General features: G+C 35.9%; 14 protein-coding genes. 5 read left to right on the top strand and 9 right to left on the bottom strand.

Annotated elements, in window-relative coordinates:
- Positions 1 to 17: 17 nt before the first annotated feature.
- Positions 18 to 497 (bottom strand): winged helix-turn-helix transcriptional regulator, encoded by a 480-nt coding sequence (locus RFH42_RS01790; RefSeq protein ID WP_308973797.1) that lies wholly within the window; start codon positions 495 to 497, stop codon positions 18 to 20.
- 109 nt (positions 498 to 606) lie between these two features.
- A complete protein-coding gene (locus RFH42_RS01785; protein ID WP_308973796.1) occupies positions 607 to 1,410 on the bottom strand; it encodes an alpha/beta hydrolase in 804 nt (267 codons plus the stop codon).
- 413 nt (positions 1,411 to 1,823) lie between these two features.
- Between RFH42_RS01785 and RFH42_RS01780 the strand changes: the two genes are divergently transcribed.
- Positions 1,824 to 2,507 (top strand): hypothetical protein, encoded by a 684-nt coding sequence (locus RFH42_RS01780; protein WP_308973795.1) that lies wholly within the window; start codon positions 1,824 to 1,826, stop codon positions 2,505 to 2,507.
- Between the two features lie 283 nt (positions 2,508 to 2,790).
- On the top strand, positions 2,791 to 3,216 hold the full coding sequence (locus RFH42_RS01775) for a hypothetical protein (RefSeq protein ID WP_308973794.1): 426 nt from the start codon (positions 2,791 to 2,793) through the stop codon (positions 3,214 to 3,216).
- A 475-nt stretch (positions 3,217 to 3,691) separates the two neighbouring features.
- On the opposite strand, the gene RFH42_RS01770 is transcribed toward RFH42_RS01775, so the two are convergent.
- The 5 genes from RFH42_RS01770 to RFH42_RS01750 all read right to left on the bottom strand — a co-directional run bounded on the left by RFH42_RS01770 (position 3,692) and on the right by RFH42_RS01750 (position 15,841).
- Positions 3,692 to 7,066 (bottom strand): VPA1262 family protein, encoded by a 3,375-nt coding sequence (locus tag RFH42_RS01770; protein WP_308973793.1) that lies wholly within the window; start codon positions 7,064 to 7,066, stop codon positions 3,692 to 3,694.
- 59 nt (positions 7,067 to 7,125) lie between these two features.
- Entirely contained in the window at positions 7,126 to 11,067 is a 3,942-nt protein-coding gene (locus RFH42_RS01765; protein ID WP_308973791.1) for an NACHT domain-containing protein, read from the bottom strand.
- Between the two features lie 310 nt (positions 11,068 to 11,377).
- Positions 11,378 to 12,661 carry a ribonucleotide-diphosphate reductase subunit beta gene (locus RFH42_RS01760; RefSeq protein WP_308973790.1) on the bottom strand — a complete coding sequence of 428 codons (1,284 nt, stop codon included), beginning with the start codon at positions 12,659 to 12,661 and terminating at the stop codon, positions 11,378 to 11,380.
- 141 nt (positions 12,662 to 12,802) lie between these two features.
- Entirely contained in the window at positions 12,803 to 12,928 is a 126-nt protein-coding gene (locus RFH42_RS01755; protein ID WP_308973788.1) for a preprotein translocase subunit YajC, read from the bottom strand.
- A 96-nt stretch (positions 12,929 to 13,024) separates the two neighbouring features.
- Positions 13,025 to 15,841 (bottom strand): ribonucleoside-diphosphate reductase subunit alpha, encoded by a 2,817-nt coding sequence (locus RFH42_RS01750; RefSeq protein ID WP_308973787.1) that lies wholly within the window; start codon positions 15,839 to 15,841, stop codon positions 13,025 to 13,027.
- Between the two features lie 559 nt (positions 15,842 to 16,400).
- Between RFH42_RS01750 and bfmR the strand changes: the two genes are divergently transcribed.
- The 3 genes from bfmR to RFH42_RS01735 are packed head-to-tail and all read left to right on the top strand — an operon-like array spanning position 16,401 to position 19,648.
- Positions 16,401 to 17,117, top strand: coding sequence for a response regulator transcription factor BfmR (bfmR, locus tag RFH42_RS01745; protein ID WP_016655210.1), 717 nt, complete (start codon positions 16,401 to 16,403; stop codon positions 17,115 to 17,117).
- A gap of 28 nt (positions 17,118 to 17,145) precedes the next feature.
- Entirely contained in the window at positions 17,146 to 18,774 is a 1,629-nt protein-coding gene (bfmS, locus tag RFH42_RS01740; protein ID WP_308973786.1) for a sensor histidine kinase BfmS, read from the top strand.
- A 22-nt stretch (positions 18,775 to 18,796) separates the two neighbouring features.
- On the top strand, positions 18,797 to 19,648 hold the full coding sequence (locus RFH42_RS01735) for an SDR family NAD(P)-dependent oxidoreductase (protein WP_308973785.1): 852 nt from the start codon (positions 18,797 to 18,799) through the stop codon (positions 19,646 to 19,648).
- Between the two features lie 7 nt (positions 19,649 to 19,655).
- Here the strand turns inward: RFH42_RS01735 and RFH42_RS01730 are convergent, their stop codons facing one another.
- Together RFH42_RS01730 and RFH42_RS01725 are read right to left on the bottom strand one after the other, a co-directional pair.
- On the bottom strand, positions 19,656 to 20,615 hold the full coding sequence (locus RFH42_RS01730; protein ID WP_308973784.1) for a 5'-nucleotidase: 960 nt from the start codon (positions 20,613 to 20,615) through the stop codon (positions 19,656 to 19,658).
- 5 nt (positions 20,616 to 20,620) lie between these two features.
- On the bottom strand, positions 20,621 to 21,478 hold the full coding sequence (locus RFH42_RS01725) for a RipA family octameric membrane protein (protein WP_308973783.1): 858 nt from the start codon (positions 21,476 to 21,478) through the stop codon (positions 20,621 to 20,623).
- Positions 21,479 to 21,485 lie beyond the last annotated feature (7 nt).

Here is a 21,485-nt window from a genome sequence, read left to right as displayed (position 1 = left end):
CCAATACGTTGGGCTTTTTATGGCGCTGTAGATTGAAAGTATTGCTCGTCAGGCATTTCTAAATTTGGGCTAATATTGCGTACAGTAAGTGGTTTACCACAACACTGGCAAAGCATAAGGGCTTGGGTTTTATGACCACATTCCTGATGAGTATAGGTCACAATGGGAAAGCTTTTGTTTTCATTCATCCAACGATTTCCCCACGCAGTAAGCGCCATAATCACTGGGTATAGTGCTAAACCTTTTTCTGTCAGTTTGTATTCATAACGTTTGGGTGCTTCTTGGTAGAGAACTTTACGCAAAATATTATGCTCAACCAATCGGTTTAAACGTTCGGTTAATAAATGTCTGGTTATTCCTAATTGTTTATGAAAGTCATCAAAACGACGTGTACGCATAAAGGCATTACGGATAATTAATAATGTCCAACGGTCTCCCATGATTGAAAGACTGCGTGCAATTGGACAATTCATTTCACCTAGTTCATTCCATTTCATTGCGGACTCGCTACATGGCTTCATTATCAAGGAAAGAGAAGCTTAATTTAACATAAAAGCTTCTCTGCTTGCTGTGGTATTTACTTGAACAAACCATGTCACTGCTGAATTACAAATGTTGTGCAAGAAATGGCAAAACATAAGATTGATACTGTTCAGGCTGATCCCGAAAAATATGTGTGTGTTCTGCTTGAGTGACTGTTTGGAGTTGTACCGATGTATGTGGTTCCAATGCTGCTTTTAATCGATGTCCAAACTTAGGTGGAGTATAGATATCACTTTCACTGTACATTAACAGGATTGGAGGTGCATGCTGAATTTGGGCAGATTTTCTTAATGGATTAAGTTCCCGATTAAACTTTGGCACAACAATATTTGAAGCTTGTAATACAGCATGAGCAAATGGATAGTGCTTCCAAAACTCAGGTAAGGTTGGGAATACACCTTCAAGTACAGCCATTTTATACGGATGATGTTCTTGTGCAAGTGAACACAGACCCCATGCAGCACCAAAGGATGCACCCAGTAAGCCAATATTTAAATTTGGTGTTTTTTGCTGTGCAAAAATACCAGCAGCATAAACATCATTTGGGTATGCAAAAGAAAAGCCCTGACTCTCACCAAAACCATTTGCATCATAAATTAAGACGTTATAACCATTTTCCAATAGTAAATCAGCATGCCCATAACGTAACCAAAAGGCTTTTGCTGATTTACCCATAGGATGGGCAAGTACAACAGTTGCTTTCGCGTTTTCCGCTGCCTTCCAATAGCCCGCTAGATTGTATTGTGCTGTGACTGGTATAGAAACAGACTCCCAGCCTTGTTTGGAAATTGCTTGAGGCCAAGACCAAGGCACTTCAAAGCGTCCAAAAAAGGGTTTACGTAAGATTTGATGTGTGAGCTGTTTCATAGTATGCGTGATTTTAATAATGAAAAATTTGATTATAAATATTTAGTTCCAAAATGGAACTAATGGGCTGAAATTATATTGACTTCATGGTCATTTGTAAAAAACTCCTGTGGATTGTAAAGATTAAATTATTTAATAAATCTACATAAAAATTGATTTTTGGCAGATGATTCAAACTTTAAAAGATTGATTGTTATTTTTAGGTAAATAATTTTTTGTTTTACGTAAAAATTTGTTTGACAGTTTAGTGGATTTAAACGATGATGCAGCGCACCAGCTCAGCAGTATAAAAATTAAAGAAAGTACAGTATGAGCCAAATAAAAAATGTTAAAGGGCATAGCTCAATTGCAATATAAATGACAATCCATTACAGGCAATTGAGTAAATATAAAAATGAATAGGAATAAATGAAATGAAAAAGGTTCATCAAGCAATAGCATTACTTGGCCTTACTTTATTATGTACAACGACAACATTTGCAAAATCGGCATTGAGTGTAAGAGCAGAAGGCGGAGTATCAGGCTATGGGGCAGCTGTACTTTATCATGTTCATCCTTCCGTTAATTTTGCATTAGGTTATAACGGTGGCGATATGCAATGGGACAACAGCCTTAAAATCGCAGGGATTACGACTGACTTAAATGTAGATAATGATTTATCATTTTTTAATGCCAATATTCATCCATGGGGAAATAGTGATAACCGTTGGTTAAGCGCTTTATATACTAGTGTAGGCGTAGGGTATGTAAATAATAAATATCATATTCATCATACTTTCAAACCTGGAGAAAAACGTCCTGGTCTGTTAAATCTTTTTTCTAAAAAGAAAGCGCTTGATGTAAAAGGGTATATTGATTATACACAAGGTATTTCACCATACTGTGGGTTTGGTTTTTCTCCACAGTTGAATAAACACTGGGGAGCTTTTGCTGAAGTTGGACTATATTATGTTGGTGAAGCAAAAGCACACATTACTCATGTAAAAGGTATAAACATAGAAGGATTAATGCCTAATCAATCAGTGTTCAAATTAGAAGGTAATGATTATGTTTCTTGGTCACCTGTTGCTAAAATGGGTTTAACATATCGTTTTTAATTATAAAAAATAAAATCTAAAATATAATAAATCAAAGCATAATTTATAAGAAGCTAAGACTGAATAAGAACTATAAAATATATAATAAATGTAAACTTGATAATAAAAATTAAAAATCATTTAAAAATAGATAATGATCTTCATGGTTGAATATGAAATAGAAGCTGCATATATAACCCATCTTTAGGGGCTGTTATAATAAACTGATAAATATTTGACTTATAAAATTCGACAAGGTGGTGATATGAGTTAAGATATCATCAGCTCTAGTTGAGAAAAAATAATGAATAAGTGTCAAATTTTTATATGCTTAAGTATATTAAATTTTCCAGTATCTGCTGATTTAATTGATCAAAACTCAACTGTGTCTAATGATAGGTTAGGAGAGTTAGTTAAGACAGTTCAAGGAACATATGATGCTCCTAAGCTAAATGCCAATATTAGAGGTCAACAGGCTAGAATAATTTCTGAAGAATATTCAGTGGGTAAATATGGAACTCCTACTTCAACTGCAACAACACAGGTAAAACCGATACATCCAAGAATTGGCATGACCAAAAGGCAAGTACTTAATAATACTACTTGGGGAGAGCCAACCTCAGTGAGAAGCATTGAAAATAGGTCAGGATATTATGAGATTTGGATGTACTATAATGCAGCTAGTTTAACTTTTAAGAATGGCATACTTGAAGTTATTAATAGATATTAAATATATAATAGATGATTGCGCTTAGACACTTAAAATAACTAAGCGTTAGTTGAGTGTGAGTAAAAAGTTCTAATAAAGATGTACTTTGATGAATTAATTTTTTGATAGTTATAAAAAATTAGCTAAGTGAATTATGATCTTAGTTAAATTGTTAGATATCATATAACTTGAAATTTTCATCATCCTATAAGTAGGATATTCTACAAGATCGTATGTGATCTTTTAATAGCGTCATTTTTCAATAACAAAGCATAATAAAGTGACACCCTAATATTCATTTCAATAAAAAAGGCTGATATACAAAAGTGATATCAGCCTTAGATTACGAGAATTATTTTTAATTATCGTAATTGAATTTTTATAACACCACGTCACGCGACAGATATGCTGTCATTTTCCTAAAAGTGGTTTGTTGAATACCATTTTTAAATTAGTACGCATTAGCACCTTACTATATAGCTGGAAATTTTTCTTTTTAAGAAATACTTTCTGTTTCATCGATTGAAGCTAACAGAGATTCTCCTTGATTAAGGAATGCTATAATCCCTGAAGATTGATCAGAAGTTTCAATTCTCCATTCACTGATTGGTCTAGCTTCGGCTAATTTACAAGCATTCTTGGATAGCTTTTCTAATTCATTATTCCTTAGATTAGATTTAGATAGGTAGTATTCACACCATTTGCAGAAGGCTAATATCCATAATGAAATCTTCAATGCCTTATCCCATCGTGCCCAATTTGAAGTGCTAGCCAAAGGCTGCTGAATAATCCTTTTCTGTTGGTTCAAAATCTTATTTATCAATTGGAGACTACTTTGCTGTTGCTCTGGGCTGCTATGAGCCATGAGGAATGCACAAATATTAGTTGTTTGGCCTTCTCGTGCTTGGTCAAATAATAAAGATGTATTTGGACATTCTGGCTCAAGCATTGAAATCAGTTCTTGAGTCCAAATCTCGCAGGCATTATCAACGTTAACACGATCATTTTCTAGTAGGGGAGAAATGATATCTTGGAATAACCAAGGTTCTGCCCAAGTCAGTTGTTTCATATGGCCGCGCATTGAGTCAATTAAGCTTTTTAATTCATCTTTGGGAATCTTGGGCGGTAAAATTTTATGTAATGCTGTGATAAGACCTTTATAGGTTTCGGTATTTTCTGATTTTTTAGCAGTATGATTAATCATCCAGCCAAGGGCTTGTATTTGATGGGCGGTTGTAAAGTTAGTTATCAATGATATAGCTTTGGAAAGGCCATTCGGTTTTTCTAATTGTATTTGAATAGCATGTAGTCCCATCCAGTAGAATAAGGCGTTACTACTACTAAGCAATTGATCTAGTTGTATTTCACTGATCCTGATTTGTACAGAAAGAGAAATTTCACTAACGATTTGGCTCAGAAGGGATAGTCGTATGATTTTTGAGCTTTGGTTGTCTGTAGGAATATCTAATATTTGTTTTTCGGCAATTTCCAAGAGAACATCTGGATTAAATTGCCATAAGAATTTAATTGCGAAGTATTCTGACCAAGTTAAAGCAAAATATTTAGTCGTGTGAAATAAGTGGTGTGGTTGATATGGGCTATATAATAACTCTTCGATGGTTTTTGTAAAGAATTGGGAGTCTACTACAGTTAAACTCTTATCTATTTCTATATATTCTCGATTAAATGATAACTTGAGAAAATGAGCTAGAAATTTTAAAAAACTATGTTCAGATTCAATTTCTTCCAAGTAATAGTCATTAGTATGTGAGTGAGCAAATATATCTCCAAGTATTTCCCAGATTGGGCTGAAGTTATTGAAGTTGTCTGCTTGTTGATCTAAAAAGTTATGAAAATTTGTTACTCTAGTTGATAAATTGAGAGATTCTCCTTCAAGTAGGCCTAAGGTAGTCATTTGTTCTTTCAGTGCGTTACTGTTTAAGCCGTGTAGTGTAGGCTCACTATACCAAATACTAAGTACTTCACCTGCAAAAGGTTTATTAAGAAAGAGTAATGGCTCGTACCGTTTCTGTGTTGAAGGAGGTAAAGCTGTAGAGTCGAAGAGAAGACGCATATTGGTATTTTCAATATTTTCTTGATTCTGTGATACTTTGGCTTCTTGTATCAGTGATAACACATACTCTTCTACATCTAGCAAAGTATCTGATGGAATTGGTGTAATCAGTAATGGGTGGTTTTCGGCCGCCCTTTGAAATGAGTTCGATAGATGAAAACCTGTGATTGGAAGACCATCTCTACCCATAATTATTATATAGCGATCGTGTAGACGACCTTCCTTCAATCCATAAATGCGTAACTTAAGGTGTCTTAGCTGGTGATGGCTTTGTTCACAATTAGCTAATAGATTATTAATCCCATTCTGAGCCGTGTTATCTGATTTTCGGCGTTGAGGTTTATCTTTTGGAGGAGCCTTTGGTATTGATCTGAAGACAATATAGTCTGACTTTGCTACTGCGTAGAGTAATAATAGGCCTAAACCTGCATCTTCAAAATAGGGATCAAAAATAATTATTTGGTGCTGTTTGTATTCAGTTAGTAATAACTTAAACCATTCTACGAGTTGTAAACGACCATTATTATTACCTTGATTCCAGCGGAGGCAGAATAGACCATTCGATTTTTGGGGATGTAGCCGTTTAAAAAGAGTGACTATTTCACGGTTGGTTGGGACCCATGAATCTACTTCACGTCCTCCGACGTGACCAGCAAGATCTTGATTATTGTGATTAATTGTTAGCGCTGTTTCTACTCTTGGTCTGTCAGCTTGTTGAGCTGTTTTTTCAAGCCAATCAAACTTAAATGAACGACCTTTTCTATGACCAACAACATGGTTTTGAAAATGGATTTCCCTAATATAACCAATTTGCCAGCGTGAACATAGCGTACCATGTGTGTAAGTGTTATCACGAAAGCCGAAAATTTCTAGTTCAGTACTATCTATACAGGCACTTATTTTATCATCTAACTCGAACTTACATTCGAATAATCCATCTTCATTTTTTTCTGCTAAAGCGAGTGTTGAATAAGTGATTTGACTATTATTTTCGATATTTAGACGAAATTGAAAACTGGTATAGAATGGTACCTGTGAGGGATTAAACGTAGCTATTAAAGTGTGTGGCGAGTTTATCCAGTTTACTTCTAATAAGTTTCGTTCCTGATCATCTAATGTTGGAAAAACCAGTAATTCTATGTCACCAAATCTAGAGGTATCGGTAATAGAAAAGTCCATACCCGTGTCTTCATTAAGGGATTTGACGACCATCTTAGTTAACGTTGGGCTATATAGAGATCCCAGTTGAAATAATACATCCTTATCAGTTTGGGAAATCGAGGCACTAAATGCTCCAGCTCCTCCATGTGGGCTAGAGAGTGAATGATGATAAGCATCACGATTGATAAGATATGCAACAGGGCGGTAAGCCAGATCGGTAGGAGATAGCAAGGTTTTTCCGAATTCTTTTTCTAACTTCTCTGGAATTGTTAACCCTAGTTTTGTGCTAATTGTAGTAATGGTTTGCCTATCATTTAATAATCTTAAGAGATCAGCACAATGAATACTTTGAATATACAAAGTAAGTTTAGTTACTCTAGCCTTAGTTTTTTGGTCGATAGTAAAAAACTTGTTGTTATCGCTGAAAGTCCAAGTATTATCAAAGTGACTATAAGGAAGTAGGCGGCCGTAAACTATACGATTCTCAATTAATTGATCGCATTTAACTTGTAATACCCACAGTTGAAGCGCACAACAAAGTTTAACATTTTTTGAGAATAGTCGTTCTAGTCTACTATCCTTGATTAAGTCGTCCAAAGTAGGAGACTTTGATTTTTCTTGAGTATGTTGATGCATTTCAATAACTAGAACAGATTATTAATAATTTAGGTGAATATGACTCTAGTAAATATTCACTAGAGTTTATTATGGTTAATATCCAACACAACAATTTTAACTTTTTTTTCTTGAGCTGATCGATTATTTGAAATTAACATTTCCAGTAGCTCTTGAGGAGAATTAGGAACAGGTTTTCCTCGACCTAATGTTTTTAGTTTTTTATTATCTTCTCTTTTTCCAAACCATAGCACTAAATAAATACCTCTACCTTCGGCTCTCCAGTCGGTGGTATATAATTTATCAAGTTGTTGGTCAGCCCCAATCCAAAGGTTAGGATGCCACTGACCTTTTATTTCGATTGGCAGACGAAGATTACCTACAGCACAAGTGATATCAACTTCTTTATCATTTGCTACATGTGCTTCAGGTTCATATGTGATTGTTTTATCACCTTGGCGAAGTAAACCGATTAGATGGTCTCGACATCGTTCTTCATTAAAAGGCTTGCCTTGATCATTTAAAAATCCACGCCAAGATTCAGCATCATCACTCATAACTTTTGCTTGAACGATACTTAGCTCATCTAATATGACTGTTTGTAAATCAGAGATTGATTGAGGACTATTATTATTAATAAATGCTTTAATTGTATTGATCGTTGGGGGTATATAAAGATGCTCACTACGAATAAGTTTTTGTTCATACTGTACTGTTTTAATTAAGTCTGTATATTCATCGAGAAATGATATTTTTAAATGCTCCATAGCTTTACAAGCTTCATCACTATAGTTTTTACCTAATAGTTTAATAAGCTGAACAATGAATTTTGAAGCATCCCAAGGGTTTGTATCCCCAAATGTTCCTCCTATAGGTTGACCTGCATTTGGCCATAATTTACGGAAAGTTGCAATAATCCACTCAAGTTGATTGGTATTTAATAGATTTTTATAATGATTCTCTCTATGGCGACCAGTTATTCTGTCTCGTAAAGTCCAAATTAAACTTTTATCAATTGGTTGATTTCCTAGACTATTGATTGTTTCTTTAAAATTTATAAGTATGTTGACAGATATCCAGTATTTTCGTCGTTCTTCATTTACTAATAAATCTAAGGGCGGAATGAGCTGTTTCAACTCTTCAAATTTTCCATTGTGTAGTAAACAATCTGCAAGTTCCTTTTCATTCTCATGATTAAGATTTTTAAATTCATTCAACCAATTTGTTGCTAATTCAGTACCTAATTCAGCGTATTCTATTTTTCTCATAAATTGTGATAACCCATGAATATAAGTGCATTGAGCTTTAAAGTGAGGCTCATAAAAAGCTTGTATTGCTTCTTTGAAAATTTTTCTTTTTTTAAGTTCTTCAACTATATGTGTATAAAGGTTGTTGATTCCCGCGTGTTCATCATATCGACGATATGATAGAAAAAGATAAGCAGCTACTAGTTTCTCATCTGGGAGATCAGAAAAATATTTACTATTTCTAACACGTTCAGCTAATCCAACTATCAGGATAAAACTCGCTTCGTAGTATCGACTTTGAGGCAAAATAGTTGCAATATCTTGTGCATTCACATCAGGTGGATTTTTAATTAAATTTTCCTCAAAACCCTGCATACATGCTTCAGAAATATCAGATCCGATCCAATCTGATATACGTTCATGTGCAGGGATCTCTTTACTGATATCAGTGAATAGACCTAAATAAACTTTAGCTGGTGTAAGTATCAGCTCATATTCACCTTGGCATAATCGATTGATATTTGGGATGTAAAATAATCTTTGTTTAGCACGATCTGCAGTTTTATTAATTTCTCTTTGCTTTTTTCTTTCAATGTCTTTAATTTGCCAATCTTCTAATTCAATGGCAGAAATTTGATTTAACCAAGTTTGATCATCCTTGCTATTGAGAGTGAAGGGTAATGCAGCCTCTCTTACTTCTTTCCCAATTTCTGCATCGTGACGTGTTAATTGAACAATTTCTTTCCATCGAATATCTTTCGAATTTTTTAAATATAATTTTTTAAGAATGGAGATTAGATCTAGAGTAGTAAGAGCTAAGCCTGAAGATCGACTTGAAAGATATATGGCTCTTTGCCAAATATTTCCTTCGTGGAGTAAATCCAACAAAACCATGTACTGTAGCGCTTGCTTTGATATGTAATCACTTTTTAAATATTCTGCTAGCTCTTTAATACTTTTATCTTGATATCCATATGTATACCCGAAAGGTTCAAGCCATTCCCACAACTTTTTAGGGGTAATAGCATAGTTTTCTATAAATCTTAGTATCAATCGGTATGCAAAATTTTTGGCTTCACTTTTAATGTCTGAATCATCATCTTTATCAAAGGTGTTAAAGCCCTTAATAAAAAAGTTTAGAACATATTCAATTTGTTCTAAAGGTAAGTTTTCTTGTAAATACCATAATGTTCCGACAGTAGTACTATTCATTTTTAAATATGAAATAGCAAGATTAGCAATTAAATCATCGTTGGTTTTGTTATAGCCAGTATCATCTAATAACTCTATTGCTAATCTAATAGATGACTCATCACCTAATTGAAATAGGGATGTATATATACTATGCCAATCCATAAATTGTTCTTGAACAGCTAAAGCTTCACCAGCTGATTTACGTATTGCAAATTCTTTTTGGGAGTCATTAATAATGTTTGTTAATATTTGGATAAAATCATTTGGAAGTTGATATCCTTTAATCGCATCTATCAGAAAAATTCTAAAGCCAAAGGGAATATCAGGTTGAATTATAATTTTTTGGATTTGAGATAAGATTATTGGCTTTGTGAAGGCTCGAATGCTGTATCCATTTCTATTATAAAAGTTATAAAAACTAGGATTGTTTTCAGCTAAATCTTGAATACTATTTAGTAGAGATTGAGCTTGCTCTACTGTTATGGCTCCAACATCCCCATATTCAAGAATACCTATAGGGTCTGCTTTAATAATACTTGAGACTAAAGCAGGGTCACTTAGTAACCATGAATGTAAACCGCGTAAGTTACTCGGAACAAATTCATGGCTATGGAATAAAGATAAAAGACGCTTACGTTTTCTGTTAGTATCAGCTAGTTTTACTAGCCATTTTGCTCCCAAGAACTCACCAATTCGGCGATGAATGTAAGTAAAACGTTCTGCTCCATTTGATCGAAAAAGGCGTGAACCTAAAACTAGATCGATTTTTTCAGTGTTAGGAAGTTGTTTAATTTCACTTATCGGTAGTTCACCTTCAATTAAATTTATAATTGATTTTCTAGAAATAGCTTCATTACCTGTCAGGATTAAACTGGCAAAGGCGGCTCCTGCTGCGTCAATTGAAACTTCACTTGGCAATTGTGCTTCAGATTTATATTCCGAATGTTCTGCTCTTAAAATTTCTATAGCTTGTTCAAATAATTGGGTTAGAGATTCAGGTAACTCCCCCTTAATTGCGACTTTAGCAATTAAACTAAGAGTTTGAGGATTTCCTAGCAAATCATCCAGACTCTTGGCTGTAAAGTGAGTGATAATTTCTTGAGCTCTTTTGGTGCTAAAGTTTTGTTCAAGAAATATAGCCATATCCTTTTGAGCAAAAGGATTTAAATAAAGCTCTAAAGGTGGTTCTGAATATTGTTCTTTTATAGCTTGCAAACTTGTAGCACTTTTCCAATCGGCTACACGACAAGCTAAAATAAATTTGGGGTATTCTAATATTTCAAGTTTTTGTAAAATCTTATCAACACTATCTCCATCATGCTTAGAACTAATTTCGTCAAGGGCATCAATAACTAATACAGAATTATCGCCAAGAACAGAGCGAGGGTTAACACGATTTAATAATTGACGAGCAGTACAATAAGCATAGTTTTCTACACTGCCAAGCCATTCGAGTAAGCAGGATTTTCCTATTCCAGCTTCACCTAAAATAACTATTGGATTGTTTATTTCAAGTATTTCGTATTGCTGGATTGTTTTTTGGGTATCATTGGAGTGATACCATAGACTTCTAGGGATCATGAGCTAATTTTAATAAATATTTTGTAGTAAGTGGACTTGTCATAATCTTAACATGAATAGTTTTTTTAATTAAGAAATTGATTTGAAAGGAAAAATATAAATGGAGAAAAAGTCAATTTTAAACTATTCAGGGCAGTCGTTTACTGCTCATAAGCACCTTGTTAATTAGCCACTTTATCTAAAAAAAGGTGTCTACAAAATCGCTGGTTATTCATTTCAATAAAAAAGGCTGATATACAAAAGTGATATCAGCCTTAGATTACGAGAATTATTTTTAATTATCGTAATTGAATTTTTATAACACCAACCATTACCAGCTTAACGCACCACCAGTTTGGTAGTCTGTTACACGAGTTTCAAAGAAGTTTTTCTCTTTACGCAGATCCATCATCTCTGACATCCAAGCAAATGGGTTATTTACACCAGCAAATTGTTCTGGTAGACCCAATTGAGCAAGACGACGGTTACAAATAAATTTGAGGTATTCTTCCATCATACCTGCGTTCATACCGAGCACACCGCGTGGCATTGTGTCACGTGCATATTCGATTTCAAGCATAGTACCTTCAAGGATCATTTGCACAACTTCTTCTTGGAACTGTTCAGTCCACAAGTGAGGGTTTTCGATTTTGATTTGGTTAATCATATCGATACCGAAGTTTAAGTGCATTGATTCATCACGGAGGATGTATTGGAACTGCTCAGCAACACCATTCATTTTATTGCGACGGCCCATAGATAAAATTTGGCTAAAACCGCAATAGAAGAAAATGCCTTCAAGCACACAATAGAACGCGATTAAGTTGCGTAGCAAAATTTGGTCGTTCTCTGGTGTACCTGTTTTAAAAGTAGGGTCACTAAGTGATTGAGTGTATTTCAATCCCCAAGCGGCTTTACGTGCAACGCTTGGAACTTCACGATACATATTGAAGACTTCGCCTTCATCCATACCTAATGATTCAATACAGTACTGATAAGCATGTGTGTGAATTGCTTCTTCAAATGCTTGACGCAAAATATACTGACGGCATTCTGGGTTGGTAATGTGACGGTAGATTGCAAGAACAAGGTTATTGGCAACCAATGAGTCAGCAGTAGAGAAGAAACCAAGTGAACGCATTACGATAGTACGTTCATCTTCAGTTAAACCATTCTCTGATTTCCATAGTGCAATATCATGCGTCATGTTGACTTCTTGTGGCATCCAGTGGTTTGCACAACCATCTAGATATTTTTGCCAAGCCCATTCATATTTAAATGGAACCAATTGGTTTAAGTCTGCACGACAGTTGATCATTGCTTTATCATCAACTTGTACACGCTGTGCACCCATCTCAAGTTCTTCAAGACCAGGTGCTACATCTAAAGTGGCTAGGGCAGCAGATGCTCTTGCCAGTGAATCGGTTGAATGTGCTGTTCCTGCTTCACTGGTTCCACTGGATTGTACAGTAGCCACATGCGGCGATGATGGGTTTGCATCAGATACCAACGGCGTGTCAGTCGTTTTCTGCGGTTCGACGGTTTTAGACTGGTGTTGTTGTGCAGTCTGTTTCGGTGCATCATCTTCAAAATCGTCCCAACTAAGGATAGACATATCAATTCTCACTTCGTTGCTTTATATCTTTTATTAGACATCTACTAAACGAAGATGCCGTTACTATACGCTTATTCTGTGTAAACAAAATTAAGTTTTGTCGATTAGCAGATATTTTTACTGAATACCTAATAATCCCCACTACTTATTTTGTTTACGCTGCTTGCGTATTTTCAAAAAGGCATACACCAGTGGGGTGTAAAAAAATATAAAGGCGAGTACCAAGACACTCAGTCCGAGCATGTAATTATGCGTCATATGTGGCATGGTCTCTCCTTTATTGGTTTCTTCCTCATTCTTTTACAAATAGAAGAATGAGGAAATTTGTAGTCTCCTGCCTTTTTTAAAAGCAGGAGAGGTCGATTACTGGCAAGCTTCGCAATCTGGGTTGTCAATCGAGCAAGCCATAGGTACTGGTGCTGCTTGTTCAAAACCTTCTTCAGCTGCTTGTACTGTTTCAGCTTTTGCTACAGGCGCTGCTTTTGCAACGGTTGCAGGCTTAACTGCATTAAGTGCACCAGTGTTAATGGTTGACTTCTCAGCAGATGTTGCACCAAGCGCACGAAGGTAATAAGTCGTTTTAAGACCACGTAACCAAGCCATTTTATAGGTTAAATCAAGCTTTTTACCATTTGCACCAGAGATGTAAAGGTTAAGTGACTGAGCTTGATCAATCCATTTTTGACGGCGTGATGCAGCATCAACAATCCAACGAGGCTCAACTTCAAATGCTGTCGCAAAGATTGCTTTAAGCTCATCAGGAATACGTGCAATTTTTTGTACTGAACCTTCGTAATGTTTTAAGTCATTAACCATGACTACATCCCATAGATCGCGCTCTTTTAATGCACGAACAAGGTATGGGTTGATTACAGTGAACTCACCCGATAGGTTAGATTTTACGTACAAGTTCTGGAATGTAGGTTCAATAGATTGTGATACGCCACAAATGTTAGAAATGGTTGCAGTTGGAGCAATTGCCATAACATTTGAGTTACGCATACCGTCTTTTTGTACTTTGTTACGTAAAGCATTCCAGTCTAAACGTTGTGTACGATCAACTTCGAACATGCGTTCTGGGCGTGATTTTGCAACCAATTCAAGTGAATCGATTGGTAAAATACCTTGATCCCAAAGTGAACCTTTGAATGTTGAATAAGCACCACGTTCAACTGCTAAATCACTTGAAGTTTGGATTGCGAAATAGCTAATAACTTCCATTGATTCGTCAGCAAATTCAACTGCTGCATCTGAACCATATGCAAGATTCATTTCATACAATGCATCTTGGAAGCCCATGATTCCCATACCCACTGGGCGGTGTTTCATGTTTGAGTTTTTCGCTTGAGGCACAGCGTAGTAGTTGATATCAATAACGTTATCAAGCATACGAACTGCTGTTTTCACTGTACGAGCAAGTTTTTCACGGTCAAGCACGCCACCTTGAACATGCTGTACAAGGTTAATTGAACCTAAGTTACATACAGCGATTTCATCTTGATTGGTGTTAAGCGTGATCTCAGTACATAAGTTTGAAGAATGTACTACGCCTACGTGTTGTTGTGGTGAGCGTAAGTTACATACGTCTTTGAAAGTGATCCAAGGGTGGCCAGTTTCAAATAACATAGATAACATTTTGCGCCACAAGTCTTTTGCACGGATTTTTTTGTGCAACATATTGCTTTCTTTAGCAATAGACTCGTAATAAGCATAACGTTCAGCAAATTCTGCACCAGTAAGATCATGTAAGTCTGGTGTTTCAGATGGTGTGAACAAAGTCCAGTCGGCATCTTCGAATACACGTTGCATAAACAAGTCTGGAACCCAGTTTGCAGTGTTCATGTCGTGAGTACGGCGACGGTCATCACCTGTATTCTTACGGAGTTCAAGGAACTCTTCGATGTCTAAGTGCCATGTTTCTAAATAAGCACACACCGCACCTTTACGTTTACCACCTTGGTTTACGGCAACAGCTGTATCGTTTGCAACTTTTAGGAAAGGTACAACACCTTGTGATTTACCATTTGTGCCTTTGATGTATGAGTTTAAAGCACGTACTGGCGTCCAGTCATTACCTAAACCACCTGCCCATTTTGAGAGCATTGCGTTATCACGCATTGCACCATAAATATTGAACAAGTCATCAGAAATAGTAGTTAAGTAGCAGCTTGATAGCTGTGGACGTAAGGTGCCTGAGTTAAATAGTGTCGGAGTAGACGCCATGTAATCAAAACTTGATAACAAGTTATAGAACTCAATCGCACGTTCTTCTTTATTTTCTTCATTGAGTGCAAGACCCATTGAAACACGCATAAAGAACAATTGTGGCAATTCAAAACGTACACCATTGCTATGAATGAAGTAACGATCAAATAAAGTTTGTAAACCTAGATAGGTAAATTGATTTGAACGTTCTGGTTGAATTGCAGCAGCAAGTTGTTTCAGATCGAACTGTAATAGATCAGGAGAAAGTAGATCTAGCTCAACACCTTTGTTTAAGAATGCTTCTAAAGCATCACTTTCAAGTGTTTCAGCAGGAAGTTCTAAGAACTTCAAACCAGTAACTACAAGTTCATCACGTAGCAGACGTGCAGTAACATAGCTATAGTTTGGCTCTTGCTCAATACGAGTACGCGTAGCCATCATCATCGTTGTTGAAATGTCAGACGCCAATACACCGTTGTAAAGGTTCTTCACTGTTTCATCGATAATTGCTTGAATGTCAATTCCTTCTAGGCCAGCAGCAGCTTTAGTAATGCTTGCTTCTAGAATACTCATATCAAGTGGCTGCAGACGACCTTCAGCATCGGTAACTTGTAACGTTGGGTGATGGTTCGCACCTAATTCTTTACGTGCAGCTGCGCGTTGTTCACGGTAGATAACGTAAGAACGTGCAACTTTTTGTTCACCCGTTCGCATTAACGCCAATTCTACTTGATCTTGAATCTCTTCAATGTGGATCGTTCCGCCTGAAGGTAGACGGCGTTTAAAAGTATTTAAAACCATATCGGTCAATTGAGAAATACGGTCGTGAATACGACTGGAGTCGGCGCTATTTTGACCTTCTACAGCCAAAAAAGCTTTACCGATTGCCACAGAAATTTTGTCTGCATCAAACGGGGCAACATCACCAGTGCGTTTAATCACTTGTAGTTGACCAGGAGTTGTAATTGCGCTCATTGTCTGCTTCGCTCCATTGTGTTATTTCTGCCTCAATCGGTACAGCGAATTACCGACCATAAAAAAGACAAAACACAATACTTAGTGGTTTATTTAGATTTTGGACACAAGATACGGTAATTTTTCTGATAGATCAATATTGACATTTTTATAAATCTTTTTTCTCTGGAAAGAAAAAATTGAGCTATTTTACCTTAGCCATTAACAGGTGCTAATGGTCTGATTTTGAAGTCGTGCATAGTATAGCAAAGTCTGTTTTTTTGTCTTGAAGATAACTCTGTGGATAAACATTTTATTGGCTTTTAGTGTCGATATAACGTTCTTAAAGAAATATCTTGTATTAATATTCATCAAATAATTATAGATTGGTCTGAGCAATTTAAAAAAATGTGGAGGAAATATTCAGTCATAATTAAAATACAACAAAATAATACGGACCTGTATCTATTTCGTGACTAAGGTCTTGTTTACAATGTAAACGAGTGTATATTGCAAATGATTAGATCTTATATCTGTATACGTTACAAATAGATATAAAGTTATAGCAGGGGAAAAATTGATGAGCAAAGAAGAAAGATTACCTAAAATTCTCATTGTAGAAGATGACGAGCGTTTGGCGCGATTAACACAAGAATATCTGATCCGTAATGGACTTGAAGTCGGTGTTGAACCCGATGGAAACCGTGCGATTCGCAGAATTATTAGTGAACAACCAGATCTAGTCGTGCTTGATGTCATGCTACCTGGTGCAGATGGTTTAACCGTTTGTCGAGAAGTTCGTTCACATTATCATCAACCAATTTTAATGTTGACCGCTCGTACTGAAGATATGGACCAAGTTTTAGGTCTAGAAATGGGGGCTGATGATTATGTTGCCAAACCAGTACAACCGCGTGTGTTACTCGCGCGAATTCGTGCTTTGTTACGTCGTACTGATAAAACACCTGAAGATGAAGTTGCACAACGTATCGAATTTGATGATTTAGTCATTGATAATGGTGGTCGTTCTGTGACCTTAAATGGCGAATTAGTCGATTTCACAAGTGCTGAATACGATCTGTTATGGTTGTTAGCATCAAATGCAGGTCGTATTTTATCGCGTGAAGATATTTTTGAGCGTTTACGCGGTATTGAATATGATGGGCAAGACCGTTCAATTGACGTACGCATTTCGCGTATTCGTCCAAAAATTGGTGATGACCCTGAAAATCCAAAACGAATTAAGACTGTTCGTAGTAAAGGTTATTTGTTTGTTAAAGAAACGAATGGTATGTAATTGATCTAAGCACTGAAGGACAAATGACTTGTTAAAGCAGAGTATTTTTTTCAGGATCTATGCCGGACTGGTCATTTTGGTCGTCCTTGTGGCGATATTTGGTTATTTGCTTGTGCAGATTATCAACTACCAACGTGTGCAGGAATACCGTGAATCCCTCAGTGATGGTATTGCATTTATCATCAGTGAGGATGTTTCACGTCAACAAACGCAACAACAAAAAATTGATTGGATTTCAGATGCTTCTGATTTACTGGAATTACCAATTTATTATTTAGAAGCCAACAAAGTTGAATTATCACGTACAGAAAAAAAGCGTATAGAGGAACAAAAAGCAGTTGTTCGCTATGACGCAAATAAAAACATGGCTTATCTGATTATAGGTATCCGTGATGATCCAGGACATTTACTATATGTTCAAATTGATAATCTAACTGAACAACAAATGAAGGTTTTACCAATCTTTATTTGGGACTACTTGGTTTATTATCCTGGGCAAGAAGCTGAATATATTGAACGTATTCAAGAGCATTTTTATTATGGTCTTAAAGTTCAAAAAATTGAGAATTTAGAATTAGACTCTGAGCAAATCGGTCGTTTGCGCTCTGATCAAAGTGTCATATTGTACCGCGATAGCGCTACAGTACGTGGTACAACCATTTCTATTGTCTCTCCAATGCCAAATTCACCAGGTGAAGTATTGGTGATGGGACCAGTGCCCATGTTTAATTGGATGCCATTCCAGTTGGCTGCAGGCATTACCTTATTAAGTATGTTCTTATTATCATTAGGTGTTTATGGTCTGATTGTGCCTATGCAGCGTAAGCTTAAACAGGTGAATGATGCGTTAAATACCATGAAATCGGGTGATATGTCTCTGCGTTTATCTGTAGAAGGGCATGATGAATTATCAAGTTTGGCATCAAGCTATAACAGCATGTCAGACCATATCCAACGCTTGATAGAAGCACAACGTGAACTTATGCGTGCTGTTTCACATGAATTACGTACACCAGTAGCACGTATTCGTTTTGGTATGGAGATGATGGCTGATGAAGAAGAATATACTCATCGACTGCACCAAGTAGAGTTGATTGATAAAGACATCGAAGCGTTAAATAATCTTATTGATGAAATTATGACCTATGCTAAGTTAGAGCAAGGCATGCCATCATTGCACTTTGAAGATATTATTTTAGTCGATGTATTGGAACAAGTTGCGACAGAAACAGAAGCCCTTAAAACTCAAAAGAAAATTGAACTATTACCACTCTCAACAGACGTGATCGTTGAGGTAGAGCGGCGTTATTTACATCGCGTGGTACAGAACCTCGTCGGAAATGCGATTCGTTATTGTGATAATCAAGTCACTATTAGTGGTGGAATTAACCCAACAACAGGGCTCGCATTTGTATGTGTTGAAGATGATGGTCCTGGCATACCAGAAGAAGACCGTGCACGTATTTTTGAGGCCTTTGCACGCTTAGATGACAGTCGTACTCGTGCATCTGGTGGTTATGGTTTAGGTTTGTCTATTGTGAGTCGTATTGCATTTTGGTTTGGTGGGAGTATTGAAGTAGATCAAAGTCCTACCTTGGGTGGTGCGCGTTTTGTTATGTACTGGCCAGCAACGCGTTTTAAAAAGAAAAAAGTTTAATTTTTTATAAATTGATTGAGGAATGTGGAGAGAAACTTTGAATTCAAAACAGACCTTAGCCAATAAAGTTGTCGTGATCACGGGTTCAACACGTGGTATAGGCCTGGGCTTAGCTCGGGCCTTTTTACAAATGAACTGGTCAGTCATGTTAACCGCACGTCATCATGAACAACTTCAGGCCGTAATCAGTGATTTATCAAGTGAGTTTGCTCACAATCGGGTGCATGGTCATGTGTGTGATGTAACCCAAGTACAAGATCTCACTCAACTATGGCAAGAGGCGCAAGCTTATTTTGGCCATATTGATGTATGGATTAACAATGCTGGTACATGTAATGCAGCCAAGGCATTGCTAGAAATTGACAATAACGAACTGAAACAGGTTATAGAAACCAATGTATTAGGCTGTATGTTGGGCAGTAAGGTTGCGCTACAAGGGATGCTCAAGCAAGGTTTTGGACAAATATTCAATATGGAGGGCTGGGGGAGTCGCGGTGAGTGGAGTGCAGGTATGACAGCATACTCAACTTCTAAACGTGCGGTGGCTTATTTTACCCGTGCACTATATAAAGAGACTCGGCATACAGCAATTAAAGTTGGCGCATTGAGCCCAGGGATGGTAGCAACAGACTTGCTCATTGATTCATGGCAACAGGGTGAGGTGAAAAACTGGCGTAAAATGAAGTGGTTATTTATGTTTGTTATTGATCCACCAGAGCCAGTGTGCCGCTATTTAGCAAAAGGAATGAGTCAAAATAACAAAAACTATGCGCGTATTGTTTGGATGACTCCTTGGCGTTTAGCTTTACGTTTTTTACAGCCGTATTATTGGCGACGCAATCCAGTGAAAAATACGGTATTGGATGAGTTGTGATATTTATTTAGTCATTGGTTTGCTTAATAACTTTTTCTTCATTTGCAATTCCAAACGGTATAAGAACAGAAGCTACAGTATTAGCTGTTTTTTCCACGTGAGTGACTTGGTCATCGAAAAAAATATGTGGTTTAAGAATTTCTAAAACTTTTCTTTTTTCAATTCCACCCAAGAAAAAGGCTTCGTTTACAGTATCTATTCCCCATGCACGTAAACTAGTAATAACACGTTTGTGTGCTGGTGCATTACGAGCAGTGACAATCGAAATTCTTAATCTATTTTTATAATTAGAATTTGTTTTAGAATAGTCAAATTCTGATTTTTGAAGAAATGATAATTGAGCTAAAAGTTTATGTAATGGTCCTGTATTTGCTGGCTGATTTGCTAATTTTTCTTCATTTTCTATAAAAGCTTTGAGACCATTTTCTTTATAAACTTGCTCTGATGCATCATCAGCAATAACACCATCAAAGTCAAAAGCAATTCTTAGTTCTTCATCATGATCAACATCAAAAATGTGTCCTTGAATAATTAAGCCCGCAGGATATCCAGAATTAATAGCTTGGTTAACATCTGTTTCATTCGCAGATAAAAATAAACTAATATTTAATGGATCTATATATTTGTGTGGTGTTCTGCCTTGTAGGAAAATTGCACGTTTTATATTGAGATTAAAATGTTCAATAGAGTTCATAACCCTTAAACCAGTATTGGGATCATTTCTAGATAATAAAATGACTTCAACAAACGGAGTATCTTTAGGAAATATATTATTAAGGCTTAATAATCTTTGAATAAAAGGAAAAGCGATGCCTGCTGCTAAAGGTATCTTTTCTTTTTGTTGTTGATATTCTCTATAAGCCAACTCGCCATCAGTTCTAAAAATTCGATCAGATTCCTCTAAATCAAATAGAGCACTTGACGTTATACCTATAACTAATTTTTTGTCTAAGTTGTATCCACTCATAATTTTTACTTACAATATCCTACTTTAAAGGGTACAACAAGTTTGCCACATTGATTTCGATCATCATCATAGCCATCGTTTCTGTTTGGTTGGGGTAAATTCCTTATGTCGATATTTGTTACTGATTTTCCTGGAAATCCAGTGAAAATTTGATGACCATTAATGAACTGAAAGGCTTTTTCACCCAAAAAAGTAGATGAAAAAAATAGAAAAATCCAAGATATTAATAATAAGCGGGCGGTTCTAATAGGTATTTTACTAACAGATGGTTTGGTTAGAATTCTATGATCAATTTTAGTAAATGGAAAGTAGGTGAGGAATGAGCGTGTTCCTAAAAAATGATTGCTGCTATATTTTTCTTTTATAAAAAGTCTATATTTATTTTTTTTAAAATATTTTGAATAAATTGTATGTTGGACATCTATTACATCTTTATTAAATAACTTGTGAAATTGGATTTTTTTAATTTTGGTGTAGTAATCATTTAGTCTTTCCTCTGCTTCATTGACTTCATTCTCCCAATACTCTTGCCAAAATTTTGCTCCAGCGGCAATTTGCATTTGAAAAAAAGAAATAAAAATACCAATAAAACAAATTATAGTATGAATAAACGGGACTGTATTATTTGAGTAAATAATACTAGCAATTAGTACACCTTGAAATATCATAAAAAAGTTGTTGCGTTGTACAAGTTGCGTTATTTCAAAGTTCCTAGTTTTTACTGCAATATAATAAATTTTTTTTAATCTTTCTTCTTTTTCATAATCACCCTGAGACAAATTACTTTTGGTTTCTATGCTTAAAAATCTCTTATTATTTTTAGTATTAAAGAAAAATTCTGAGATTAAATCTACACTGCGCATACAACAA

It is taken from the genome of Acinetobacter rudis, from assembly GCF_031157835.1.
Classification (GTDB): Bacteria; Pseudomonadota; Gammaproteobacteria; order Pseudomonadales; family Moraxellaceae; genus Acinetobacter; species Acinetobacter rudis_A.
The sequence above is the reverse complement of the archived record's forward strand: the minus strand, read 5'-3'. Positions and strand labels throughout refer to the sequence as shown.